The 23,368-nt window shown below is 69.5% G+C and carries 21 protein-coding genes and 2 pseudogenes; 13 read left to right on the top strand and 10 right to left on the bottom strand.

Annotation, left to right across the window (positions count from 1 at the left end; genetic code table 11):
- Nucleotides 1–22: 22 nt before the first annotated feature.
- The 4 genes and pseudogenes from ABCR83_RS25550 to ABCR83_RS25535 form a co-directional block, all read right to left on the bottom strand.
- Nucleotides 23–4,345, bottom strand: a complete 4,323-nt coding sequence (locus ABCR83_RS25550; RefSeq protein WP_462697531.1) for a thiopeptide-type bacteriocin biosynthesis protein — start codon at nt 4,343–4,345, stop codon at nt 23–25.
- 131 nt (nt 4,346–4,476) lie between these two features.
- On the bottom strand, nt 4,477–4,656 hold the full coding sequence (locus ABCR83_RS25545; RefSeq protein ID WP_462697530.1) for a hypothetical protein: 180 nt from the start codon (nt 4,654–4,656) through the stop codon (nt 4,477–4,479).
- A 284-nt stretch (nt 4,657–4,940) separates the two neighbouring features.
- Nucleotides 4,941–5,081: pseudogene (locus ABCR83_RS25540) on the bottom strand (helix-turn-helix domain-containing protein); the annotation flags it as partial.
- A gap of 818 nt (nt 5,082–5,899) precedes the next feature.
- Nucleotides 5,900–6,139, bottom strand: coding sequence for a DUF7848 domain-containing protein (locus tag ABCR83_RS25535; RefSeq protein ID WP_462697529.1), 240 nt, complete (start codon nt 6,137–6,139; stop codon nt 5,900–5,902).
- Nucleotides 6,140–6,520: 381 nt separating this feature from the next.
- On the opposite strand from ABCR83_RS25535, the gene ABCR83_RS25530 reads away from it, so the two are divergent.
- Nucleotides 6,521–7,978 carry a hypothetical protein gene (locus tag ABCR83_RS25530; protein ID WP_462697528.1) on the top strand — a complete coding sequence of 486 codons (1,458 nt, stop codon included), beginning with the start codon at nt 6,521–6,523 and terminating at the stop codon, nt 7,976–7,978.
- A complete protein-coding gene (locus tag ABCR83_RS25525; RefSeq protein WP_462697527.1) occupies nt 7,975–8,583 on the top strand; it encodes a YdcF family protein in 609 nt (202 codons plus the stop codon). The genes ABCR83_RS25530 and ABCR83_RS25525 overlap by 4 nt, the downstream gene beginning before the upstream one ends.
- Nucleotides 8,584–8,653: 70 nt before the next feature.
- Here the strand turns inward: ABCR83_RS25525 and ABCR83_RS25520 are convergent, their stop codons facing one another.
- The 3 genes and pseudogenes from ABCR83_RS25520 to ABCR83_RS25510 form a co-directional block, all read right to left on the bottom strand.
- On the bottom strand, nt 8,654–9,109 hold the full coding sequence (locus tag ABCR83_RS25520) for a VOC family protein (RefSeq protein WP_462697526.1): 456 nt from the start codon (nt 9,107–9,109) through the stop codon (nt 8,654–8,656).
- Nucleotides 9,110–9,193: 84 nt separating this feature from the next.
- Nucleotides 9,194–9,698 (bottom strand): annotated as a pseudogene (locus tag ABCR83_RS25515) (IS630 family transposase); the annotation flags it as partial.
- Nucleotides 9,699–9,752: 54 nt separating this feature from the next.
- Nucleotides 9,753–10,703, bottom strand: coding sequence for a LysR family transcriptional regulator (locus ABCR83_RS25510; RefSeq protein ID WP_462697525.1), 951 nt, complete (start codon nt 10,701–10,703; stop codon nt 9,753–9,755).
- A 161-nt stretch (nt 10,704–10,864) separates the two neighbouring features.
- Between ABCR83_RS25510 and ABCR83_RS25505 the strand changes: the two genes are divergently transcribed.
- Nucleotides 10,865–12,094: an MFS transporter gene (locus tag ABCR83_RS25505; RefSeq protein WP_462697524.1), complete on the top strand. Its 1,230-nt coding sequence runs from the start codon at nt 10,865–10,867 to the stop codon at nt 12,092–12,094.
- A gap of 17 nt (nt 12,095–12,111) precedes the next feature.
- Here the strand turns inward: ABCR83_RS25505 and ABCR83_RS25500 are convergent, their stop codons facing one another.
- Nucleotides 12,112–12,315, bottom strand: coding sequence for a hypothetical protein (locus tag ABCR83_RS25500; RefSeq protein WP_462697523.1), 204 nt, complete (start codon nt 12,313–12,315; stop codon nt 12,112–12,114).
- A gap of 13 nt (nt 12,316–12,328) precedes the next feature.
- Nucleotides 12,329–13,543, bottom strand: a complete 1,215-nt coding sequence (locus ABCR83_RS25495) for an anion permease (protein ID WP_462697522.1) — start codon at nt 13,541–13,543, stop codon at nt 12,329–12,331.
- Nucleotides 13,544–13,655: 112 nt separating this feature from the next.
- Between ABCR83_RS25495 and ABCR83_RS25490 the strand changes: the two genes are divergently transcribed.
- The 3 genes from ABCR83_RS25490 (at nt 13,656) to ABCR83_RS25480 (ending at nt 17,221) form a co-directional block, all read left to right on the top strand.
- On the top strand, nt 13,656–14,318 hold the full coding sequence (locus ABCR83_RS25490; RefSeq protein WP_462697521.1) for a class II aldolase/adducin family protein: 663 nt from the start codon (nt 13,656–13,658) through the stop codon (nt 14,316–14,318).
- Between the two features lie 69 nt (nt 14,319–14,387).
- The gene (locus ABCR83_RS25485; RefSeq protein ID WP_462697520.1) at nt 14,388–15,509 is read left to right on the top strand and encodes an alpha/beta hydrolase; all 1,122 of its coding nucleotides are present in this window, start codon (nt 14,388–14,390) and stop codon (nt 15,507–15,509) included.
- Nucleotides 15,510–15,808: 299 nt separating this feature from the next.
- On the top strand, nt 15,809–17,221 hold the full coding sequence (locus tag ABCR83_RS25480; RefSeq protein ID WP_462697519.1) for a hypothetical protein: 1,413 nt from the start codon (nt 15,809–15,811) through the stop codon (nt 17,219–17,221).
- Nucleotides 17,222–17,264: 43 nt separating this feature from the next.
- On the opposite strand, the gene ypfJ is transcribed toward ABCR83_RS25480, so the two are convergent.
- Nucleotides 17,265–18,155 carry a KPN_02809 family neutral zinc metallopeptidase gene (ypfJ, locus tag ABCR83_RS25475; protein WP_462697518.1) on the bottom strand — a complete coding sequence of 297 codons (891 nt, stop codon included), beginning with the start codon at nt 18,153–18,155 and terminating at the stop codon, nt 17,265–17,267.
- A gap of 275 nt (nt 18,156–18,430) precedes the next feature.
- Between ypfJ and abc-f the strand changes: the two genes are divergently transcribed.
- The 7 genes from abc-f (at nt 18,431) to ABCR83_RS25440 (ending at nt 23,358) form a co-directional block, all read left to right on the top strand.
- On the top strand, nt 18,431–20,029 hold the full coding sequence (gene abc-f / locus ABCR83_RS25470) for a ribosomal protection-like ABC-F family protein (RefSeq protein ID WP_462697517.1): 1,599 nt from the start codon (nt 18,431–18,433) through the stop codon (nt 20,027–20,029).
- A 376-nt stretch (nt 20,030–20,405) separates the two neighbouring features.
- Nucleotides 20,406–20,627, top strand: a complete 222-nt coding sequence (locus ABCR83_RS25465; RefSeq protein ID WP_030366669.1) for a helix-turn-helix domain-containing protein — start codon at nt 20,406–20,408, stop codon at nt 20,625–20,627.
- A gap of 117 nt (nt 20,628–20,744) precedes the next feature.
- Nucleotides 20,745–21,536 (top strand): enoyl-CoA hydratase/isomerase family protein, encoded by a 792-nt coding sequence (locus ABCR83_RS25460; protein WP_462697516.1) that lies wholly within the window; start codon nt 20,745–20,747, stop codon nt 21,534–21,536.
- Between the two features lie 122 nt (nt 21,537–21,658).
- Nucleotides 21,659–22,120: an Asp23/Gls24 family envelope stress response protein gene (locus tag ABCR83_RS25455; protein ID WP_462697515.1), complete on the top strand. Its 462-nt coding sequence runs from the start codon at nt 21,659–21,661 to the stop codon at nt 22,118–22,120.
- 33 nt (nt 22,121–22,153) lie between these two features.
- The gene (locus tag ABCR83_RS25450; RefSeq protein ID WP_462697514.1) at nt 22,154–22,357 is read left to right on the top strand and encodes a hypothetical protein; all 204 of its coding nucleotides are present in this window, start codon (nt 22,154–22,156) and stop codon (nt 22,355–22,357) included.
- Nucleotides 22,358–22,360: 3 nt separating this feature from the next.
- Complete coding sequence (locus ABCR83_RS25445) at nt 22,361–22,714, top strand: Asp23/Gls24 family envelope stress response protein (RefSeq protein WP_462697513.1); 354 nt, start codon at nt 22,361–22,363, stop codon at nt 22,712–22,714.
- Entirely contained in the window at nt 22,711–23,358 is a 648-nt protein-coding gene (locus ABCR83_RS25440; protein ID WP_462697512.1) for a DUF6286 domain-containing protein, read from the top strand. The genes ABCR83_RS25445 and ABCR83_RS25440 overlap by 4 nt, the downstream gene beginning before the upstream one ends.
- Nucleotides 23,359–23,368 lie beyond the last annotated feature (10 nt).

Here is a 23,368-nt window from a genome sequence, read left to right as displayed (position 1 = left end):
TCGCCGGGCGGGCGGGGCCCGGTCAGGCGACCAGCAGCGCCATGTCCCAACGCGCGTGTGCGTGGCCGCCATGGGCGTAGGCGTCCAGGGCGAGGGCGATGCCTGCGGCGCCGTCGAGGTAGCCGGGGAGGTCTGCGCCTTGGGGCGCGTTGTTGACGGCGGCGCGGAAGCCGAAGCGGTGGTCTGGGTGGAAGCGGGCGAGGGTGAGGGCCGCCAGTTCGTCCTGGACGGTGCCGATGCGGTTGTCGTCGATGTGCCGGCCGAGGAGGCCGAAGAGGTGGAGCAGTCCACTTGTGCCATGGCACAGGCCCGCGTCTTCCATTCCCCAGGTGGTGATGGGGTGGGTGAGCAGCGGAAGCAGGGAGCGGTGTGCGAGGTCGTGCCAGTCCGAGCGGTCCAGGGCGAGGGCCGCCAGCTGGACGGCGCGGGTCATGCCGGGGGCGCCGTAGCACCAGGAGGGGCGCGGCCAGGGGAGTTCGAGGTTGGCGGGGCCGGCGGTCCACTGCTCGAGGGTGAGCAGGCTGGGCCAGCGGATGCCGTCTCCTTCGGGTATGGCCCAGGTCTCCAGGATGCCCAGGATGCTTTCGATGGCCTCGCGTTGTCCGTCGACGATCACGCCCGCTTGCCAGGCGAGGGAGAGCAGGGCGAGTGGGCCGCAGATGCCGTGGGACAGGCCGAGGTTGAGGTGTCCGTCGGGCAGTTCGGCCTCTTGGCCCTGCTTGGGTGCGGCCCATGTCCACCAGCGGGGGACCCGGTGACCGCGGTGGGCGATGTCGCCGTCCGCCATGGCGACCAAGTGGGCGAGGACCGAGCGGAGTTCGGGCGTGCAGGCGTCACTGCGGGCGAGCAGGTGGCGGCCGAGGCCGCTGATGCCGGAGATGACGTCGAACTCGCTGTTGGAGGCGATGGGTGTGTCGGAGAGCCGGGGGAGTGCTTCACATGTCAGGGCCTGGTGATAGGCATCGAGGCGGTGGAGGGCCGAGCGGTAACCGCCGGTGGCGTGGTGGGCGATCAGCAGGGAGTAGGCGGCGGAGCTGATGTTGCCATACAGGCCGGCCGGAGGGATTCCGCCTTGGGCCACCACGGCCATGGTCCGCTGCAAATAGGTGTGCGCATGTGTCACTTGCTCGGGTCGGCGGTCCGTGGTGCCGCTGAAGGCCAGTGAGACGCCTGGGAAGCCACAGGCGAGGGAAAGGTCGGACCAGAGGAGCCGGCTGTCCTCGCTGTCAGGGGAATCGGGGTAACCCGTACCGACCGCCACCGACTCCGGGTCGGTGAGCTTGTCCAGTATCCGGGCAGCGGTCTCCAACGCCTCTGTGCCATGGCGCGGGCTGTGCACCTCAGTGGTCCTTTCGCCGGTCGATGTGCCTGCGTCGTCCCAGGTGTTCGCGTGCGATGCCGCGCAGGATCGCGTAACCCCGGTCCTCACGGTCGTGGCTGATGCCGAGCAGCCGGTTGTGCTGCATGTGCAGCAGCCCGAGGAGGGGATTGACGTCGTCGGCGAGGGCCGATTCGCCATAGGCACGGCTCTCGGGGGCGTTGGTCCACATGGCGGCCAGGCCGTGCGCGGCGGCGAAGCGCTCGGCCACGGCCGCTGCCGTGCCGGTCGGATGATGTCCCGGGCCAGTGAACGGTGTTGCTGGAAGGCGGTGTGGGAGGGGCCTTTGGGGAAGACTCGGTCGACCCAGGCACACCAGTCCCAGTCACCCAGTGACTCCAGCAGCATCACATGGTTGGCGGCCGCCAGGACTTCGTCCGGCAGGTTCAGCGCACCGCGTGAGCGCAGGGCGAGTTGCTCGAGTACCGAGCGGCTGTCGAGGTGGAAGAGGTGCTCGGCGATGGGCAGCGCCTCGGGGCCGCCGTAGCGTGCGACCTCCGGCTCGTAGGCGTCGAGAGTCATCGTGCGGATCAGGCCGCGGTCCTGCAACGCCCGGACATGCCGGGAGAGTTCGGGCAGGACGTGACAGCGCAGAGCCTCCGGGTCTCCGTGGAACCTGATGCGCAGGTGGGCCTCCGGGTCCCGGTAGCGGATGAAGAACCACCGGTCGATGTGGTCGTCGATGTCCCGTAGCAGCGGTGGGAGGTGTGTGGCGAGGAGTTCGTTGTGGGAGTCCTCGGTCGCATAGAGCTTGGTGTAGAGCCAGTCCTCGCCGGGGAGATGGCGGATGTCGGTCCTGACGCGGACGGGCCGTGCCGGGGTCTTGGGAGAGGCCGGCACGTCGGTCGGCGGGCGTTGGATCAGCGGGATGACCACTTCGGTCCGGTGGCCTTGGGCCCAGCCGAGACCTGCGCCTTCGGCTGTTGGGTCCTCGGTGATGAGGAAGGGGCTGCCGGTGCGGACCTCATGACGGAGCATGGCGCGGTGCAGGGGGTTGTGGAGGTCCATGGCGAAGCCGCGGTCGTGCCGGACGATCTGCACATGGCGCGGTACCCGGTAGCGGTTCCTCCAGTCGGCCAGGGAACGGTCCCAGTTGCCCGGCTCGGTGGCAGTCGCGCGCAGGTGGCGGTCCGGCTTCCATCGCCGGGGACAGAGTGTGACCCGGCCGAGCGTGACTCGGGGCAGGAAGGGAAGAACCTCCAGTCCGCACCAGTCCCAGCCGGTCCAGACCCGAGTGCGGGCCAGACCGAAGTCGATCAGCAGGCGGGCCGCGGGGGGCGCGAGCCGCTGCGGATTGACAAGATGTGGGACCACGGGCAGGACGGTGCGCCCGCTGCGGTGGTCGACCAGTCGCATTCCCGAGGCATCGACGCCCACGAGGAGTTGCCGCCAGTCGATGTGGCCCGGCCGATCGGGGTCGGAGTACACCCCCACGGGGATGTGGTGGGGCAGGAGTCGGGGCACCCGAAGGGGATTGAGGGCGCTGGGGTCGTGTGGGCGGAAGACGACCTGTGCGGGAAGGGTCCGGCCGTTGCCGAGTCTGCCCAGCAGCCGGGCGAGTTCGTCGGTGGAGCCGGTGAGCTCCGCGAATCGGCCGACCGTCGCTCCGGCGGTCAGGGAACCGGAGTGCGGGCCCGTGACCAGCCTGAACTCTCCCCGGTCCAGCGCGGAAGTGCTGTCCGCCAAGAGCTGGAAACACAGTTCGATTGACTGCGGAGGCATGTCCTCCCACGCCGATTCCGGCAGGTCGTCCACCGCCAGTCGGGACAACACCTCGGGAGTCAGCCGGAGTTCGGCGTCGTCGGATTGCAGGGCATCCTGTACCAGCTCGGCGGTCAGCGACCGTCGCGCCTCGGTGGCGGCATCCGTGGGGCCCGGCGTGGGCGGAGGCCCGGAACGGCCCCGGTAGCCTTCGGGGAATCCCAGGCCTCGATGAGGATCCACGAGCTCACCGAGCGGGACGAGCCCCGTCATGCCGTATCGATTGATGAAAGCGTCGCGATAGTTCCTGATGTGAGGAAAGGCCGCCCAGTCCGGCGAGATGGCCCACATCGCCGAGGCATAGCGCCGGGCCTCTTCGACGACTGCTTCGGGCAGTCGTATGTCTGCGTCCAGCCGTAGGTCGACCTGGACAGGAGGGTTCCCCGTGTTGTCGGCGAGGCCGAACGCTCCGATCGCTCGGCGCCATGCTTCGCCTCCTTCGCCGGGAGATGTTTGCTCATACGTCCGTAGGGCCGCCTGGATGCGGTGCAGGTCCTGCACCGCGTCCTGCACCGGAGCGATGGCCGCCTCCACGCGGGCCAAGGTCCGGCCATCGAGGTCGGGCTCACCTATGGAGCTGAGCAGGAAGCCGTGCTGGAGCAGTTGTGCCAGAGCGCTGTCGATGCGCTCGGCAGGCACCTCGGGAAAGGTGGCTATGGCCTTCTCCAGCAGCTGGTCATACGGAGTCGGCGTGGCGGCGGCTTCGCATACCCAGGCGACCAGCGCGGTGCGGCGCACCGAGGGGTCACGCTCTCCGGCGGCCAGTATCAGCCGCCCGCCCCGGGGGCGGCAGAGGTCATTGACCACGACGTCAACTCGGCGGCGAACGTCTGGCAGTTGGAGCCACTGTCGGATGCGGTCGTCCAGCCAGGGCCCGTCGAGACGGGCTGTCTTCCGGCCGGGGCCCATGATCTCGACTCGGGCGGCCGGGCCGAGCTGGGCGACGGCCACTCCGGCGAACAGTCCGAACGGGGTCGGTCGGCCGCAGTGGCGCAAGGCATAACGGGTGAGGGACAGAGCGGTTTTCGCCAGGCCCTTGGGGCCGAGTTCGGCACCGGAGTCGAGCCGGTCCAGAACGTCGGCGAGGCTGCTGCTGGCGACTTGCACTGCTTCGCGCAACAGCGGATCGGCGGCGAGTTCACGGATGCGGGTCCGGGAGTCCGCGGTCTCATTGGAGACGTAGCGGGAGCGTGGAGCACTTGCCATGCGAATGAACAGCGGCCCGACAGCCTCGTAATGGTCGTACTGCAAATTGAATTCCCCTGTATCGGCCGGTGCGGCCGGGCGCGAGCCGGGGGCGGCAGATGCCGCCCCCGGAATGCCGGCACTACTGAGTGTCAGCAGTAGACGCAGCGAGAGTGCGCGTTCATGGTCCTGAGGGTGGTGGTGTGGGGGCATCCGAAGGAAGCGGCCATGTGCTTGGTGTCGGCGAAGTCCGTTTCCGGAACGTTTACATCGAAGTCCAGGTCGGTGATGTCCAAGGATTCGGGACGGGTGTCCAGCAGGCTGTTCGGCATGAGAAATCTCCTGTACTCGATGACCGCGTGCACATGTTCTCTGGCACGCAATTGGCGGGAAGGTGCCTTGACGAGCTGATGGGTGACTGTAGGGCCTGCGCGGGGCGTTGATCAAGACGCGGTCTCATCGTTATTCTCGATGAGACGAGACTTCTGGCATTTCGGTGAATGATCAACTGTTACAACACCTAAGTGGGAATTCAGATGTACTAGGCGCGAATACGCCCCACTTTGGGAGTGGGAGATCCTCGCACTGGTCCAATGGAACCTCTCACGCCGCTTCATGCGGGCAGTGAGCCAGCCTGGTTGACGATCCGGTCCACCGTGGACTTCGAGACGTCGAACGGCGCCGTCAGTTGACGCAGCGTCAAGTTCGTCCGCCAGTAGGCGACCACAAGCAGGAGCCGGTTCTCCAGCGGCAGCGATCACGGCCGTCCGCAACGCGGCCGAGGCGCCAAGTTCCTCGGCAGCCGGAAGTCCACTGCCGTACAGGCGACCGGAGACGGTGTGGCTCAACCCCTAACACGGCAAGGCCCTGCTGACCCTCGGCTTCGAGTTGTGCTGGGCGAGCGCCTGGATGAGCGATGCCAACCGGTGGATCGGCCCCGTCCTCGGTCTCCCGCTCGCGAGGGCGAGGCGGGCGAGCTCCCACGGGTCGTGGGCACGGAAGGCGATGACTTCTTGTTCTTCGCCGGGTGGGCGGGGGTCCGGGCCCAGCGTTTCAGCGTGCGAAAGCCCCGCCCGTCTGCGCTCGGGATTCACATTCGGGCGGGGTGATACGTGTCCCGCTCAGTGCTCGCGCGGCCGGACCGGGGCCCGCGTGGCGGCGTCGCGCCACCACAGACCCTGACAGGAGGCGGTCTCCGCGCCGTTACAGAACCGCCCCGTCGGCCTGGCTCACGACATGGGTGACCCATAGGCGGGCACAACCGAGGCGGGGGCTTGTAGCGCTACGGAAGTGCCCAGACAGGCAGGGCAATTGATCGCTCGTTGCCACTCGTCCACCTTGCCGGCAACTCCGCAGTCCGACTTTCCGTCGCGCACCTTGTGCACGGTCAGTACGTCATCCCCGACCGTTCCCGAGTCCAGTCGGGCGACCTGCCACCGTCCTGGACATTCGTATGTGTACGGCCGGTATCAGCGCGCTCCTGTTTTTGCCGAGGCGCGTTCCTGCCAACGATCTCGACCAGCGGGTTACGTGGCTCGTTGCCCTTCGGGCGTTGCTGTTCCCACGGTCCTTCCATCAGTTCCACACTCCCGCTTCGAATCGGTGCGGCCGAGTAATGACCTCCCGGAAATCCAGATGTTCGGGATTGGCCCTGAGGTGTGAGACCGCCCAGGCGGTGGCGTCTTCGAAATCCTCACTCCGAGGACCGCCCTGGCAGCATGTCCTGCACTGCATGGTGGACGTGATGGGTTCCGCATCTGGTCGAAGGTCCGGCCGGATTGTGTAGTCACGGAACCGGTAGGTGGCGCGCGTCAAGCCGTCACCCTCCGCAGGTGTCGCCTGATGGCGTCGGTCAGGTTGTCCGCACGCTTCACCAACTCCTCAGGCGTGGGCCGCTCGTTGCAGCACTGCGGTGTGCGAGGCCCGGACAGGGTTCCATCCACCTGTTCGATTGCTCGTTGTAGGCACCTCATAGTCGGTCTGCTCCTTCAGGTCGTGCCTGCCCCGGCCGTTCCAAGTGGTGGCGGGGTCCGTGCTGTCTGGCACGGACGGTGTGTCGTCTGAAGAGCTTCAGCCAGGCCGGACGCCGGAGGGAACAGTGAACGGGGAACCCCACAAGCTCGGTTGGGGAACCCCGTTCCGCGCCCGGGGCTACGCTGGGAGCAGACCACTTCCGGCCCTGCTCATAGGTGGCCCATGGACGAACGCGAGTCCAAGCCCAGAGGATATGCACTGAAGATTCCCGATGCCCTGCTGAAAAGCGATGCGATGCGGCGCGCCTGTGCCGGCCGGGACTTTCAGGAGATCTTCCGCCTCGTCAACCGGCGTACCGGCTCCAGCCATTCGGTGATGGCCTCGGCGGTCGGCAAGATGAGCAGTTCACGGGTCAGCGACATCATCCGGGGTGTCCGTGGTATCCGGGGACAGGAGGTCATCGAGCGTGTGGCCGATGGCTTCGGTATCCCTGGGGAAATGCTCGGCTTGCCAAAAAGGCCATGGGAGGATTCCCCGCGTGACATTGACGGAACTCTCGGAACCGACTGTCCCAGCACAACACAGCACAGGGAGGCGATATCTGTGGACCGACGCGCATTCGTCTCCACAACTGCCGCCGCGCTGACAGCGTCTCCAGCGGCAGTCGTACAGTTCGCTCGGGGGCAGCGTGTCATCCAAGCTCTCGACGCTGTGAGCGATGGTAGCCCTGGCGCGGTTTCAGACAGCCTTGGTGAACTAACCGACCACTATGCTTCGATGCTGTGTGCTGTTCCTCCTGAGGATGTATACGATGAAGTCCTCACGGTCAGGTCATACGTCAATGGAACCCTTGGCAGTGCCGGAGCTGTACGACAGCGCAAAGATCTAACCCTCGCTATCGGCTGGTTGTCCTGCTTGCTCGGCATCGCGGCATGTGACATGGGAGCACACGCGTCGGCGCATCTCTGGTGTGCAGATGCTGAACGCCGAAGCCGGGAGGCAATCCATCCCGAACTGGCGGGATGGGCCACATTGACGAGGTCTGTGATCGCCTTCTATCAAGGGCAACCGCGTCGGTCGATGACGCTGGCTGCCCAAGGCCGGAATGCCACCCCGATGGGTACGGTGATTCATGCCAAGCTGGCCGCGCAGGAAATGCGTGCGGCAGCAATGGCCGGTGACGCTGACCGCATGGAAGAAGCCAGGCGCCACGCCGCGAAGGCGACGATGAAACTTCCTTCTGGCGCCAAGGTGACTGGGGTCTTCTCCATCGCCTTGGCGGAGGATCCGCCATACACTGCAACGTCTTTGATGTTGGTAGGCCGCTTCCAGGAAGCCGTGTCTGCGACGAATCGGGTAATTCAAACTCTTTACCAGCCCGAGGTGCGCCAACCCGCTGAGTATCCGTCTGGTTACGCGCGTACTTTGCTGATCCTGGGGCTCGCTCAAGCCGGGACCGGAAACCTTGACGAGGCTGTTTCTGCCGGGCGTACCGCCCTTGCCGGCAGCCGCCCTGTGTGGCCGACCGCAGTGCTCGCCGGCAAACTCGATCAGGTGCTCGAAAGCGAATTCGCCAACGCCCGTCAGGCTGCGGGGTTTCGTGCCCGCTACCTGGAGGTGAGCAGCCACCTAACAGGGCACCACCCTCAGCCGCCTACGCCCTCCGAGGATCATGAATGAATGACCAGGATCTCAGCATCGAGCAGATCAGCGACATCACGGCATTCGTGGACATCGAAGCGCCTCCGTCGAGGGACCAGCCAACCGCCCACTTCATCTTCGGGACCAATCAAATTCGGCCCGTTGAGATTGTGGCTGAGCGGTACCGTTGTGGACTGGCGCCGCTGATCATCGCGACCGGCGGTGTCAACCGCCATAATGGCATTGTGGAAGCACGTGAGTTCCGTAGGCTTCTGATTGAACGCGGTGTTCCCGATGCCGCCATCCGCTACGAAGACAGATCTGCCAACACTTGGCAGAATGTGGAATTTGCTCTGCCGTTCCTGCGTGAAGCTCTGGCATCCGGGTTGAGGATCACAGCTATTGGGAAGTGGTATCACTGTCGCACGCTTCACATCCTCGCGACCCAGTTGCCCGACATTGGCCGCTTCCATGCCGTCTCCTGGGAGCCCGCTTATGCGGGTAGGCTGGTTACTCGCGCCGATTGGCCCTTCATTCCGGACGGAAAGCGCAGAGTGATCCGCGAGTGGGAGGAGACATCCCGCCGTGTCGCCGAGGGCAGTTTCAGCGACGCAAAGCTCGTTGAGGGTGCATGGACCTGCTAGTGCGCTGACCACGAATGTTGGCTGGGGGACGCCCTGTTGTGTGGCGGGTGGAGGCTGGCTCAGGTGCGGTTCAGGCGAACCAGTTGTTGTGAGCGGCGCTCAAGCTGTCTGGTGGCGGGTCCGGGAGCAGCTGGAAGAACTTCCATGCGTACTCGTACGGATCTAGGCATTCGACGTAGCGTTCGCCCCATGGTGCGTCGGCTGGGCCGGTGGTGATCTGGCATCCGGCTGAGCGGCAGTAGTCCGCGGTCGCGTCGACGTCGGCCACCTCGATGCCGATGACCACGCCGAGGCCCCGCGGGCTGGTTCTCGTCATGCGTTCACGGTCGCTGTCGGGAAACGGCATGCCGACCAGGGCATCGACGAGCAGCTGGAGGTCACCGCGTCTGAGGATCGCCATGACCGTCCGGCCGTCGGGATTGGATATCGATCCGGTCTGCTCGAACCCGAGCCCCTGATAGAACGTGGCCGCCTCGGTCACATCCTCGACGCGGAGTCCTACCCGGGTTGGAGCCTCTTCGGCCATTGCGCCTCCGTTTGGCGAGCGGTCTCACACTGCCACGATGCAGGAGTGAGGGGAGCGTTGACCAGTAGAAGATGTGGGTTCTGGTTACGCCGCCTTGGACCGGGGGCCGCCCCAGCGTTGTCGGCGTTCGCTGCGGATGCGGGCGCGTTCTTTGCGTTGGGCGGTCAGCACGTCGGGGTGGCGGGCGTTGGCGTTGCGCCATCGCAGGTACTCCTGGAGCTTCCGGGCGAGCACGGTGTGGTTGGAGTGATCGGAGTTGCTCAAGGCGAAGGTGCGCAGTGGTCCGAACTGGGCCTCGATCGGGTTGGCCCACGACGCGTTTGTCGGTGTCAGGCACGACTCGACCTTGTTTTTCCTGGCCCAGACCCGGATCCTCGGTGTCTTGTTCGCCGACAGGTTGTCCATGATCACGTAGTGGGGGCCCCGTCGGGGCGGCCAGGGAGTGGTCGCCGCCTTTGCGGCGGCGGGTCACACCCCAGAGCTGGTCGTCGCACAGGGAGTAGCAGCCGTGGAAGTGCCGGATGTCGTGGGTACGGTGATAGGTGGCTGGCAGCCGGTCCGGTTTCTTCTTGTCGGCCCAGCCGGAGCCGTGGGAGTGGGGCGCGGCGCGCCGCGATGCGTCCTAGCTCATCTCTCGCATCGATCAGGAGATCGTCACGGAGTCACGGTGTTGCCCGTGAAGGTGCTTGGAGGTCTCCGCCCGGGTGAACTCCTCGCGGAGGAGCCGGGCAAGTGCGGCCAGTTGGGGGGTGGTGCGGTCGGTGCGCCAGATCAGGCACATCTGTGATGGCTCGTCGCAGCCATCGATGGGGAGGTAGCGCACGTCGCTGCGGGTGCTGCGTTCGGCCAGGGGGCGGCAGACCAGCATCGCGTGGTAGCCGGAAGCCACGAGGGCGAGGCCCTCTTGGACGGTGGTGATGCCCGTGGTCGAGCGGATGGGTGCTCCTGTGGGTGTGGAGCGTGGCACGCGGGCGGCCATCCAGTAGTCAGGGGCGTCTCCGGCCGGGTGGAGGATGTCCAGGTTTGCCAGTTCCTCGACATGCACCTGGTCGGTGCCGGCCAGCGGGTGGGAAGCGGCGATGGCGAGCAGCCGGTCCTGCGGAGGGAAACGAACTCCGATGGTCAGTGCGGCCTCCCTGACCGGGAGGTCGACCACGGCGGCGTCGAGTCGCCCGTCGAGTACGGCCGAGAAGGGCGAACCCAGCGGGATCTCGCTCAGCGCCATCGTCACCCCGTGGTGGGTGCGAAGCCGACGGAAGGACTCGGTGACCTCTTCGTAGACGCTGCCGCTGAAGCCGATGCGCAACTGGCACAGGGCACCGCGGCCGGCGCGCTCCTGAGCCTGGGCGAACACGGAGACCAATGCCTCGTAGGCAGGGCGTACCTCGTCGACGAACTGAGCACCCAGCCGGGTCAGCTCCACGCGTCGGCTGGTGCGCTCGACGAGTCGCACGCCGACGCGTCGTTCGAGGGCGGCGACGAGTTGGCTGACACGACTTTGGGCGCAGCCCAGGCGTGCGGCCGTCCGGCCGAAGTGCAACTCCTCGGCCAGCGCGAGCAGGCACTCGATCTCCTGGACCTGGACCTGGTTCATGGCTCCCCTTCCGACCGGCCATCGATAATCCTACGTGATCGACCCTTCAGAAGATCGCTGTTGTTCGCCCTCCGACGTGCTGTTTGGCTGGCGCCATGGTTACGTACTCGCCGGGCAAGGACTCCGGCTCCGATTCGGCTCGCACTGCGCCCCGGCAGTGGGTGGCGGTTGCCGTGGTGTCCTTGAGCACGTTTGTGGTCGTGACATCGGAGATGCTGCCGGTCGGCGTGCTGACCCCGATGGCCGACGGCCTGCGGATCAGCCAGGGTATGGCGGGGTCCAGCCTGACGATCACCGGCCTGGTGACCACCGTCGTCGCCCCGACGGTCCCGCGTGTGCTGGGCCTGCTCGATCGGCGCGTGGTGCTGGCCGTGGCGATGGTGGTGCTGGCCGTCGGCAATGTGCTGACCGCCATGGCGAACGGCTTCGGCGTGCTCGTCGCCTCCCGGGCCATCATCGGGATCGGGATGGGGGCGGTGTGGGGATTGGCCTCCGCGGTTGCACCGCGGCTCGTGGCGCCCCGGAACGCCGCGCTGGCGGTGACCCTTTCCGTCAGCGGGGTCGCGGCAGCCTCGGTCATCGGTGTGCCCTTGGGCACGCTCGCCGGCAACGTCTTCGGTTGGCGTGCCGCGTTCGCCTCATTGTCCGTTGCCGCGGTGGTCCTCGCCGTCGGGCTGATCCTGGCGCTGCCTCGCCTTCCCCGTCCGATCGCACCGGCCGGCACGGACGACCGGACCGGTCGCGAGCCGCTGCTGCGCTCCGCGCCGGTGACCGTTGGTCTGGTGCTGATCGTGTTCCTCGTCAGCGCGCACTTCGCCGCCTACACCTATGTGCGCCCCGTCCTCGAAGAGCGCACCGGATTGACGCCTTCGGCCATCGCAGTGTTCCTGCTGGTCTACGGCGTCTTCGGGCTGGTCGGCAACTTCGCCGCCGGCGCCCTGGCGGGACGCCGCGCCCGGGTCACGCTGCTGGGTCTGACCGTCGGCGTCGGCTTGGCGATCGTGCTGCTCGCGCTCTTCTCCACCGTCACCGGCATCACCGGAGTCGGCATCGCCCTGTGGGGTCTGGCCTATGGCGGGCTGTCGGTGGCCGGGCAAAACTGGATGACCCAGTCCGCACCCCACCGCATCGAACACATCACCGGGCTTTATGTGGGGGTGTTCACCGCTGCCATCGCGCTGGGCGCCTTCCTCGGCGGCATCGTCATGGAAGCGGCCGGCATCGCTCCACTGCTGTGGAGCGCCGCCGCGCTCGCGGTCGTGGCACTCGTCGTCGGATTGGCCGGCTCCGGCCCGGCCTCTCGACCCCGCCGGGCCGGCAGTTCCGCCACTGCTCCGGAACCACACGATGCGGCTTCCGTCACTGCACAGGCCGGCGGGACGCAAGGATGAGCGCAAGTGCCCCAACCTCAGCCCACGATCAGGTAGATCCCGTACCCCACCGCCGCCGCGCACAGCGCGTAACACGCATATGCGCCACTGCGCCGCGCCGTTGAGCCCGCACCCTGCGCGGATGCGCCCACGATGCCCAGGGTGAAGACGCCCACCAGCGCCACCGTGGCCACCAGGCTGACGCCGAAGACCTGCCCGAGAGCTGCCCAGTTGATGTGCATCAAGATCCTCCGTTCAGCTCGCCGTCACGATGGCGGATGGTTCCACTGCGGTGGCGGAACCGGTCGGCGGCGGGGCGACGGTCTGCAGCGCGGCCGTCACCACCCCCACCGGCTCCGCCGGTGCCTCCGCCGAGTTGACGTTGTCGTGCGTCACCGGCCTGCGGCGGGAGGCCAGCCAGATGGCGCCGGATACGGCCAGGCCGAGCACGGCCACCGTGGCCACGCCCCAGTTCCCCTGGTCCGCGAGGAGTGCCGCGCCGCCGGCCACCAGGCCCGCGGCGGGCAGGGTCAGGCACCAGGCGATGACCATGCGGCCCGCGGTGGACCAGCGCACCACACCGCCCTTGCGGCCGAGCCCGGCGCCCAGCACGGAACCGGAGCAGACCTGGGTGGTGGAGAGCGCGAAGCCGATGTGCGAGGAGGCGAGGATCACGGTCGCGGCACCGGTCTGGGCGGCGAAGCCCTGCGCCGGCCGGATGTCGGTGAGGCCCTTGCCGAGCGTCTGGATGATGCGCCAGCCGCCCAGGTAGGTACCGAGCGCGATGGCCAGGCCGGCCGAGACGATGACCCACAGCGGCGGGTCGGAGTGCGGGGCGACGACGCCACCGGTGACCAGCGCGAGGGTGATCACACCCATGGTCTTCTGGGCGTCGTTGGTGCCGTGCGCGAGGGAGACCAGCGCGGCCGAGGCGATCTGTCCGGCGCGGTAGCCCTTGGCGGTCTCCCGCTCGTCCCGCCCCCTCGCCAGCCGGTAGGTGAGCCGGGTCGCGGCCGTGGCGGCCACTCCGGCCACGATCGGGGCGGCCACCGCCGGGATGAGGACCTTCATGACGACGGCATCGCCGTGCACGCCATGGGTGCCGACCGAGACCAGCGTCGCGCCGATCAGGCCGCCGAAGAGCGCATGCGAGGAACTGGAGGGCAGGCCCGCCAGCCAGGTCAGCAGATTCCAGACGATCGCGCCGACCAGTCCGGCGAAAATCACCTCTGGTCTGATCCCGGCGCTTTCGTCGATGATGCCTCCGGAGATCGTCTTGGCGACCTCCACGGAGAGGAACGCGCCGACGAGGTTGAGCACTGCCGACATCGCCACCGCGGTCCTGGGCTTGAGGGCCCCGGTGGAAATGGTGGTGGCCATTGCGTTGGCCGTGTCGTGGAAGCCGTTCGTAAAGTCGAACACCAAGGCCGTGACGATCACGATCCCGATGAGAAGCGTGATGTGTTCCATTCACCCAGGCAATCAGTCCGGTGGTCAGTACGCGGCGACCGTAGGGACTCCGGGTGAACGGAAGGTGAACTGAAGCGGGCTCGACGATGACGCGAACCGGAGGCGGAAACCGATGACAGACCCGGCACAGTCCGAAGAGATCCGCACCACCTGGGCCGATGTCCTGGCCACGGCCCGGCGCACGGTCGCCGACGGGCTGGTGGTGGGCACCTCGGGCAATGTATCCGCCCGTGTCGGCGACATGATCCTCGTCACGCCCAGCGGGGTCCCCTACGACCGGCTCGGCCCGGCCGACATCACCGGCGTCGGCCTCGACGGCCGACAACTCCTCGGCGAACTCACCCCCACCAGCGAGCTGCCGCTGCACCTCGCCGTCTACCGCGCCACCGGCGCCGCCGCCATCGTGCACACCCACGCCGTCCATGCGACCGCCGTCTCCACCCTGGTCACCGAACTGCCGCTGATCCACTACCTGGCGGGCACCCTCGGCGGCCCGGTCCGGGTCGCGCCCTACGCCCTCTACGGCACCGAAGAACTCGCCGCGGCCGCGCTCCGGGCACTCGACGGCCGCACCGGCTGCCTGCTGCGCAACCACGGCCTCCTCACCCATGGCGCCACCCTCGACCAGGCCTATGACCGCACCGCCCAGCTGGAGTGGATGTGCAGGGTCTGGCTCACCGCCTCCGGCCTCCCCGGCCGCCGCCCCGCCCTGCTGACCACCGCCCAACTCGACGAGGCCACCGGGAAACTGCGCGGCTACGGACAGCGGACCTGACGGCAGGGCGTCACCCGCCCGACCCCCGCCCGCTGGCTCCCCGCACCGGCCCCGCCGACACTGGAGCCGATGCTCCTGCGCAAGGCGGCCACGACCGCAGCCACCGTGATCGGTGCCGGGGCGGCCGCGCTGGCCGCCGGGCGGTACGCCGGTGATGCCGCGCTGAAGATCCCGCCCGACCGGCCGCTGCCCGGCGAACCCAGGCTCACCGTGCACGCCACCAACGCCACCACCGTCACCCTCAGCCGCACCCCCGCCTCGGTGCGCCCCGGCACCTATGGCCTCGCCGGGCGCGACCTGCACGCCATCGTGGGACCGGTGGTCGCGGACGTCTCACACCCGCACGACCGGGTCGTACGACACCTCGAACGCGTCAGCCACGGCGCCCTGGCCGAGGGCGCCCGCACCTGGCTCACCCCACAGGTCCACTCGGGCGACCCCCGGGACGCCCTCGGGCTGGACCACACCGATGTGGACGTCGAGGGCGAACTCGGGCCGCTGCCCGCCTGGTTCCTGCCCGGCGCCCGCGACACCTGGGTCATCGCGGTGCACGGCCTGGGCACCACCCGGGAACACGCCCTGGCCGTCATGCCCTTCCTGCACCGGATGCGGCTCCCCGTGCTCGCCCCCGCCTACCGGGGCGACCCCGGCGCCCCCACCGCCATGGACGGCATCGGGCGGCTCGGCGCCGAGGAGTGGCACGACCTGGACGCCGCCATCGGCCACGCCGTACGCGGCGGCGCCCGGCGGGTGATCCTGCACGGCTGGTCCACCGGTGCCACCATGGCGCTGCTCGCCGCCCGGGAGTCCGCGCTGAGCCACCGCGTCAGCGGCCTCGTCCTCGACTCCCCGGTACTCGACTGGCCGGCCGCCCTGCGCGCCCTGGCCCGGCAGCGGGTGCCCCGGGCGCTGCTTCCCTGGGCGGTGCGCACCGCCCGGCGCCGGGCCGGCCTCGACCCGGACCGGCTGTCGGCGGCCACCGACCCCGGCAGACTCTCCGTGCCCACCCTGATCCTGCACGGGCCCGACGACACCATCGCGCCCTGGCGGCACTCCCGCGAGCTCGCCGCGCGCCGCCCGGACCTCATCACCCTGCGCACGGTGCGCGAGGCTCCGCATGCGGCCATGTGGAACGCCGACCCAAGGGGCTACGAAGAGGCCCTCCGTCGCTTCCTGACACCGCTTATGTAGGTTCCCACCAGGGGGTTAGGGGGTGTCCGATGGGTCGGCACGGGCCCTGCGGCGCTCCCCCAGCTAACGCTGGGGGTGCCCCCAGGCACGGCGCCTCGCCGCGTTGTCGCATCACCCTCCCCCATAGCCCTGAACGGGCATGGGGGGACCCCCATCGCCCAGTACGCGGGAGATGCTCCGCCTTGCGATGCACCGCACCAGACACCGCAGGGCCCGCACCGACCCATCGGACACCCCCTAAGCGGCTGCATCGTTGATTCCGATTGGGTTTTCGGAGCGTGAACGGCAAGACTGCCCTTGTGACGTCCCGTACACCGCGCGACTCCCGGCTCAGACTCGTCCCCCGACAGCCGATCGCCGCCGCCCGCAGGGCCGTGGCGAACCGGGGTTCCCGTCCAGCCCCCCGCCCACCGGCCGGCACACCGGCCCGCCCGGAACTCGCCCGGCAGGCGAGAAACGGACTCACCGGCGCGGTCCGGCTGGCCCGCTGGGCGGCCGACGAGTCCGCCCGCGGGACCACGCTACGGCCCGGCACGGCCGGCGGGCTGAGCGCCGAGGCGGTCCAGCGGGCCGCCGCCGCCCTGGGACTGACGGCCCATCAGGTGCGCTCCGACTGGGACCGGGCACGCCTCGCCGGGCTCCTCGAACTGCACGGCGAAACCGCCCGGCCCGGCTGGCGCCTCACCGCCTGGGAGCGGGACGACAGCGCCGTGCTGCGCGGCTGGGTGGCCCTCTTCGACGCCTGGTCCCTGGCCCACCCCGAACCCGCCGGCACCGACTCGACGATCGCCGCCGAGGTGGTCGAGGCGGCCCCGCAGCTGCTGTCCGTCATGCACCTGTCGGCGGGGCCGGTCTCCGTCGCGATGCTGCTCGACCTGCTGCAACAGCGCGTCGCCGAGATCCGCGCCGAGCGCTGCGAAATCCCGTACGGCACCCCGGCACCGGCCCCCGTCACGCCCGCCACCGACGGCCGCGACCCGCTCGTCGAGCTGCTCGGCTGGGCACTCGAGGGACTCTCCTCGGTCGGAGCCCTGATGATGCGGGGCGGCACCGGCCCCCGGGCCGATGCGGTGCTGACCCCGCTGGGCAACTGGGCGGTGTGGGTCAAGCTCGAACAGATCTGTGTGGCCGCCCAGAGCCCGGCCGGCAACATCGAACTCGCCGCCGAGGCCATGCTGCGCGGCTGCGCCGACCTCACCCCCGGCACCGCCCGCGCCGAGTACCGGGCCTGGTTCGCCGCCCGCCCGGTGCGCAGCGCCGTCGGCGAGCTGCTGGACGCCGCCCGGGGCGACGACGCCCTCGTCCGGGGCCTCGCCTTCGAGGCGCTGCGAGCGGTGGGCGCGCCCGCCGAACCCGCCGTGCGCGCAGCCGTCGACGAGTCCTGCCTGCGCCCGTACGCCCTGCTGTGGCTGGCCGAGCAGGCCGGGCACGACCCGGAGGACGCTTCGGAGGTGCTCACCCGGGAAGAGGCGACCTGGCTGTGGGTGGACACCGCCGCCGCCGTCGCCGACCACGGCGAGAGCCGGCTGCTGGTCCGCCACCTCGACTCGGCCGTGCAGGGCACGGTGCCCGGCCTGCTGGAGGAGGTACGGGCGGTGGGCCACCCGCGCACCGTGCAGGTGCTCGTCGCCCTGGCCGCGGCGCACCCCGACCCGGCCCTCGCCAAGGCGATGCGCCGGGCCGCGTTCCAGGTGCACCGGGGCGGGAACTGAGGCCGCCGGACGGGCCGGCGAACCGGCCCGTCCGGCGAATGCTCTAACGGAAGGTGTTGCAGGCGGCCACGTCCCCGGTCCGGAACCCGGTGGTGAACCACTGCTGCCGCTGCGCGGCCGAGCCATGCGTCCAGCTCTCGGGAGTGACCTTCCCCTGGAACTTCTCCTGGATGCGGTCGTCCCCGACGGCCTTCGCCGCGGACAGGCCGTCGTCGATGTCCGCCTGCGTCAGCTGCTTGAGCAGCGGCCGGCCGGTGGACTTCTCCGGTGTCCTGGTCGCATGGTGCGCCCACACCCCCGCATAGCAGTCGGCCTGCAGCTCGACCTTGACCGAATTGCTGTCCGCCCCCGTCCTGCGGTCCTGTGAACGGGCGAGCGTGCCCTGCAGGTTCTGGATGTGGTGCCCGTACTCGTGGGCCACCACATAGGCCTCCGCGAACGGCCCGCCGTGCGCCCCGAACTTGCTCCGCAGCTCCTGGAAGAACCCAAGATCCAGATAGACCAGGTGGTCGCCCGGGCAGTAGAACGGCCCGACGGCCGAGGAGGCGGCCCCGCAGGCGGTGTTCGTCCGGCCGGTGAACAGCTTGGTCCGGGCGGGGCTGTAGGTCTTGCCGCGGCGTGCGAACTCCTGGCTCCAGAACGACTGGGCGCTGTTGACCACACCGACGATCCGGCAGTCCTCCCGGGTGTTGGCGTCCTTGCCCTTCTTGCAACTCTGGGCGACCTGCGCGGCCGTGCTCGCCCCGGCCTGCGGACTCTGCTGCCCCGAGCTGAGCCCGAGCTCCTGCGGGCCGATGCCGAAGAACAGGCCCGCCACCAGGATCAGCAGCCCCACGATCCCGCCGCCGACGGTCAGCCCGCCGCCCGGAATCCGGCTCCCCCGCTCGTCCCGCACCTGGGAAGTGTCCAGATCCGCGTCATCGTCGAACTGCATCCGCCCACCGCCTTTCATCCCGAGTATCCGCGAATGCTCTGATGTGCGCCTTTATGGAGCTGTGCGCCTTATAAGGAGAAAGGCCCCGCAGCCCCCGGGTCGGCCACCGACCCCGGAAAATCGGTTGCGGCACGCGGTTAGAATCGTCTTCATGGCTTCTCTCCTCGCGGATTAGACGGCACCGCCCGCCACCCGCCCGTGCCGCCGGCACGCCGCGCGGCCGTGCTCTCGCACCGTCCCCACACCGCCGTCCACCCTGCCCAGGAGTAGTTCCCTTGATCACCGCCTCCGGCCTTGAGCTGCGCGCCGGCGCACGCGTCCTCATCGAGTCCGCCAGCTTCCGCATCGCCAAGGGCGACCGCATCGGCCTCGTCGGCCGCAACGGCGCGGGCAAGACCACCCTCACCAAGTGCCTGGCCGGCGAGGGCATCCCCGCCGCCGGAACGATCACCCGTTCCGGCGAGGTCGGCTACCTCCCGCAGGACCCGCGCACCGGCGACCTCGATGTGCTCGCCCGAGACCGTATCCTCTCCGCCCGCGGTCTGGACTCCGTTCTGCGCAAGATGCGCGAGAACGAAGACCGGATGGCGAACGGCAAGGGCGCCACCCGCGAAAAGGCGATGAAGAAGTACGAGCGCCTGGAGACGGAGTTCCTCACCAAGGGCGGCTACGCCGCCGAGGCGGAGGCGGCGACCATCGCCGCCAGCCTCGGCCTGCCCGACCGTATCCTCGCCCAGCCCCTGCACACCCTCTCCGGCGGCCAGCGCCGCCGGGTCGAGCTGGCCCGGATCCTCTTCTCCGACGCCGACACCCTGCTGCTGGACGAGCCCACCAACCACCTGGACGCCGACTCCATCGCCTGGCTGCGCGACTACCTCAAGACCTACCGCGGCGGCTTCGTGGTGATCTCCCACGATGTCGACCTCGTAGAGACCGTCGTCAACAAGGTCTTCTACCTCGACGCCAACCGCTCGCTGATCGACGTCTACAACATGGGCTGGCGGCTCTACCAGCAGCAGCGCGAGGCCGACGAGAAGCGCCGCAAGCGCGAGCGGCAGAACGCCGAGAAGAAGGCCGCCGCCCTCAACACCCAGGCCGACAAGATGCGGGCCAAGGCGACCAAGACCGTCGCCGCCCAGAACATGGCCCGCCGTGCCGAGAAGCTGCTGGCCGGCCTGGAGGCCGAGCGGGTCTCCGACAAGGTCGCCAAGCTCCGCTTCCCCGACCCCGCGCCCTGCGGCAAGACCCCGCTGATGGCCGAGGGCCTGTCCAAGTCCTATGGCTCGCTGGAGATCTTCACCGACGTCGACCTGGCCATCGACAAGGGCTCCCGGGTCGTCATCCTCGGCCTCAACGGCGCCGGAAAGACCACCCTGCTGCGGCTGCTCGCCGGTGCCGAGCAGCCCGACACCGGCAAGGTCTCCCCCGGCCACGGGCTCAAGCTCGGTTACTACGCGCAGGAGCACGAGACGCTCGACCCCGAGCGCACCGTCCTGGAGAACATGCGCTCCGCCGCGCCCGACCTCGGCCTGGTCGAGGTGCGCAAGGTCCTGGGCTCCTTCCTGTTCTCGGGTGACGACGTCGACAAGCCCGCCGGAGTGCTCTCCGGCGGGGAGAAGACCCGGCTCGCCCTGGCCACCCTGGTCGTCTCGTCCGCCAATGTCCTGCTGCTGGACGAGCCCACCAACAACCTCGACCCCGCCAGCCGGGAGGAGATCCTCGGCGCGCTGCGCACCTTCACCGGTGCCGTGGTGCTGGTGACGCACGACGAGGGCGCCGTGGATGCGCTCGAACCCGAGCGCATCATCCTGCTCCCGGATGGCGTCGAGGACCTGTGGGGCCCGGACTACGCGGACCTGGTCACCCTCGCCTGAGCCCGTTGCCCCGCCGCCCTTGCCGCGAATGGCGTGCTTGATCAGTGCGATCCCGATCATTCGGCCGATGCGTGATCCATCATCTGAGTGAGAAGGGCTCATACCCCGGAGTGGCGGAACGCTCCGGCGCACGCACCCCACCGGCACCCGGCCACCCTTCGCCACCGCGCCTCCGGGGTCGCGCCTGACCTGCCACTTCGCTCCGCCACCCGTACGGCCGTACGGACCCAACCCGGCGGAATCGGTTGTTCCGGGCGTGCTGCCGGGCCGGGGGAGCGGAAACCTTCTGTCATCGACCTTGCCGAATGGGTGGCCAGGATCCCGGCTAGGGGTGATCATGAGAGCCAAGAGGCGCATCTCCCATGAGGAGGCACGGGTGGCCGAGACTCTGAAGAAGGGCAGCCGGGTGACCGGCGCCGCGCGCGAAAAGCTCGCGGCAGACCTGAAGAAGAAGTACGACTCCGGTGCGAGCATCAGGGCGCTGGCCGAAGAGACCGGCCGCTCCTATGGCTTTGTCCACCGGATGCTCAGCGAATCCGGCGTGATCCTGCGGGGTCGCGGTGGGGCCACGCGCGGCAAGAAGGCCGCCTCGGCCTGACACCGCGCACCTGCCGGGCAGTGAGCGTGGGCAGTGCCACCCGGTCGGCCGAGCAGTCGGCCGGGTGGTTACTGTGCAGTCAACCAAGAGTGACTGCAGCCGATTTCGGAGGCTCCCATGACCGGCCCCAGGGCCCTGCTCGACCAGGACGGCGTACGGCTCACCGTGGATGACGCGGTTGCCGCGATCACCCTCACCAACCCCGCCAAGCGCAACGCCCAGTCGCCCGCCCTGTGGCGGGCACTCACCGAGGCCGGGCGGCTGCTGCCGGGGAGCGTGCGGGTGGTGGTGCTGAGCGGTGAAGGCAAGTCCTTCTCCGCGGGCCTCGACCGGCAGGCCTTCACGCCCGAGGGCTTTCCCGGTGAATCCTCGTTCCTCGACCTGGCACGCGGTTCGGACGAGGCGCTGGACGCGGAAATCGCCGCGTATCAGGAGGCGTTCACCTGGTGGCGGCGCACCGACATCGTCTCCATAGCCGCGGTGCAGGGCCATGCCATCGGTGCGGGCTTCCAGCTCGCCCTCGCCTGCGACCTGCGGGTGTGCGCGGACGATGCGCAGTTCGCGATGCGCGAGACCAGCCTGGGACTGGTCCCCGATCTCACCGGAACCCATCCCCTGGTCGGGCTGGTCGGCTATGCCCGGGCCCTGGAGATCTGCGCCACCGGCCGCTTTGTGCACGCGACCGAGGCCGAGCGGATCGGGCTGGCCAATGTGGTGGTCCCGGTCGCCGAACTCGCCGCGGCCACCGACGACTTGACCGCCGCACTGCTGGCCGCGCCGCGGGACGCGGTGGTCGAGACCAAGGCCCTGCTGCGGGGTGCCCCCGGCCGGACGTATGAGGCCCAGCGGGCCGCCGAGCGGGCTGCGCAGGCACGGCGGTTGCGGGATCTGGCGGGGCTGGGGGAGTAGCGTCACGGCGCCGTCCGCACGCCCGGTCGGCTTCCCCGAGCCCGTGCCGACCCATCGGACACCCCCTAAGGTGGCAAAAGGACCGGTGCGTTTTCCTTCCCCGGGAAGAGAGGCGATCGACGATGACCGACACCCCGCAGCGGAACCGGACCGAAGGCGCCGCGGGCCCGGACGGCCCGGCCAAGGAAGCGCCCGTCGCAGCGGCCGACCGTGGCCGTACCACCATCGCCGACGGTGTGGTGGAGAAGATCGCCGGACTGGCGGCCCGTGAGGTGCTCGGCGTGCACGCCATGGGCAGTGGCCTCGCGCGCACCTTCGGCGCCGTGCGTGACCGGGTGCCCGGTGGCAGGTCCCTGACCCGTGGAGTGAAGGCGGAGGTCGGCGAGGTCCAGACCGCGCTCGATCTGGAGATCGTCGTGGACTACGGGGTGGCCATCGCCGATGTGGCCCGCGCGGTGCGGGAGAACGTCATCACGGCGGTGGAACGCATGACGGGCCTGGAGGTCGTCGAGGTCAACATCGCCGTCAGCGACGTCAAGCTGCCGGACGAGGAAGAGGAAGAACCGGCACCGAGGATCCAGTGACCGGGCCGGGGCCGGACCGTGGAGGAGCGCACGATGAGTATGGCCGTGGTCGGCTTGATCGCCGGCATGGCGCTCGGGTTCGCCGGGTACTTCGGCGGCTTCGGGGCCTTTCTGCTGGTGGCGGCGTTGGGCGCCATCGGGTTTGTGGCCGGCCGGTTTCTCGACGGGGACCTGGAGCCCGGTGACTTCTTCCGGCCGCGGGACCGCGGCCGGGACCGCGACGGACGGCGGCGGTAGGTGATGGGCGGCGGGCGCACCGTGGCGTCGGCCGAGCGCGGGGCGACCCGTATCGCGGACCGTGTGGTGGCGAAGATCGCCGCCCAGGCGGCGCGCGAGGCGCTCGCCGACACGGCCCGGGAGAGCCATGCGCCACCGCATGCGTCCGTGGTCGTGCGCGAGGACTCCGCGCGGGTACGTCTCTTTCTGGAGCTCGGCTATCCGGCCGACATCGGCGCCAAGTGCCGCGAGGTGCGCCGCCAAGTCATCGAACGGGTAAGGGCGTTGGCGGGCATGGCGGTGCCGGAGGTGGTGATCACGGTGGAGCGGCTGCACTCGCCGCACACGGACCGCGCAAGCGCGGAGCGGGTGCGATGAACGACGGTCCCACACCCCTGGGGAAGGAGGCCCCGGGGAAAGAGGGCGCCCCGGAGAAGGCGGGCGCGCCGAAGGAGGCGGGACCCCGACAGGCGGCACCGGAACGGCCCGGCCGCTTCTGGTCGGCCCGGCGGGCGCCGGCCGCCCTGCTCGCGGCCGCCGTGCTGGGCGCCGCCGCGGCCTTCCTCTATGACGTGGCGGCGGTACGGGCCGGGTGGCCCGCCATGAGCTGGCGCCGCCGGCTCGCCCAGGAACTGGCCACCCGTCCGCTGGGCGATGCCTGGATCATCGGCGCCGCGGTGGCCGCCCTGCTGCTGGGCCTCTGGCTGATCGCGCTGGCCGTCACACCGGGACTGCGCGGAGTGCTGCCGATGCGGCGCGAGACGCCCGGGACCCGGGCCGGTCTCGACCGCAGGGCCGCGGCGCTGGTGCTCCGGGACCGGGTGATGGAGGTCTCCGGAGTGCAGTCCGTACGGGCCGACGCCGGCCGCCGGGTGATCCGCATCCGCGCCCGGTCGCACTTCCGGGACCTGGCCGAGGTGCGCGCCGATGTGGATGCCGTACTGGCCGAAGGGGTACGGGAGTTGGGGCTCGCCCGGCAGCCGGTCCTGGCGGTGCGGGTGCACCGCGCGGCGCGGCGGTGAGGCGGGTGAG

The organism is Streptomyces xingningensis, from assembly GCF_054957865.1.
This window is presented reverse-complemented; position numbering and strand designations above follow the sequence as displayed.

Excerpts from the sequence above, each read along its gene's own strand:
- ABCR83_RS25460 (WP_462697516.1), top strand. The coding sequence starts at position 20,745 with ATGACCGGCCCCAGGGCCCTGCTCGACCAGGACGGCGTACGGCTCACC.
- ABCR83_RS25525 (WP_462697527.1), top strand. The coding sequence starts at position 7,975 with ATGAATGACCAGGATCTCAGCATCGAGCAGATCAGCGACATCACGGCA.
- ABCR83_RS25545 (WP_462697530.1), bottom strand. The coding sequence starts at position 4,656 with ATGCCGAACAGCCTGCTGGACACCCGTCCCGAATCCTTGGACATCACC.
- ABCR83_RS25490 (WP_462697521.1), top strand. The coding sequence starts at position 13,656 with ATGACAGACCCGGCACAGTCCGAAGAGATCCGCACCACCTGGGCCGAT.
- ABCR83_RS25510 (WP_462697525.1), bottom strand. The coding sequence starts at position 10,703 with ATGAACCAGGTCCAGGTCCAGGAGATCGAGTGCCTGCTCGCGCTGGCC.
- ABCR83_RS25450 (WP_462697514.1), top strand. The coding sequence starts at position 22,154 with ATGAGTATGGCCGTGGTCGGCTTGATCGCCGGCATGGCGCTCGGGTTC.
- ABCR83_RS25445 (WP_462697513.1), top strand. The coding sequence starts at position 22,361 with ATGGGCGGCGGGCGCACCGTGGCGTCGGCCGAGCGCGGGGCGACCCGT.
- ABCR83_RS25550 (WP_462697531.1), bottom strand. The coding sequence starts at position 4,345 with ATGGCAAGTGCTCCACGCTCCCGCTACGTCTCCAATGAGACCGCGGAC.
- ABCR83_RS25440 (WP_462697512.1), top strand. The coding sequence starts at position 22,711 with ATGAACGACGGTCCCACACCCCTGGGGAAGGAGGCCCCGGGGAAAGAG.
- ABCR83_RS25530 (WP_462697528.1), top strand. The coding sequence starts at position 6,521 with ATGGACGAACGCGAGTCCAAGCCCAGAGGATATGCACTGAAGATTCCC.
- ypfJ (WP_462697518.1), bottom strand. The coding sequence starts at position 18,155 with ATGCAGTTCGACGATGACGCGGATCTGGACACTTCCCAGGTGCGGGAC.
- ABCR83_RS25455 (WP_462697515.1), top strand. The coding sequence starts at position 21,659 with ATGACCGACACCCCGCAGCGGAACCGGACCGAAGGCGCCGCGGGCCCG.
- ABCR83_RS25495 (WP_462697522.1), bottom strand. The coding sequence starts at position 13,543 with ATGGAACACATCACGCTTCTCATCGGGATCGTGATCGTCACGGCCTTG.
- ABCR83_RS25520 (WP_462697526.1), bottom strand. The coding sequence starts at position 9,109 with ATGGCCGAAGAGGCTCCAACCCGGGTAGGACTCCGCGTCGAGGATGTG.
- ABCR83_RS25500 (WP_462697523.1), bottom strand. The coding sequence starts at position 12,315 with ATGCACATCAACTGGGCAGCTCTCGGGCAGGTCTTCGGCGTCAGCCTG.
- ABCR83_RS25485 (WP_462697520.1), top strand. The coding sequence starts at position 14,388 with ATGCTCCTGCGCAAGGCGGCCACGACCGCAGCCACCGTGATCGGTGCC.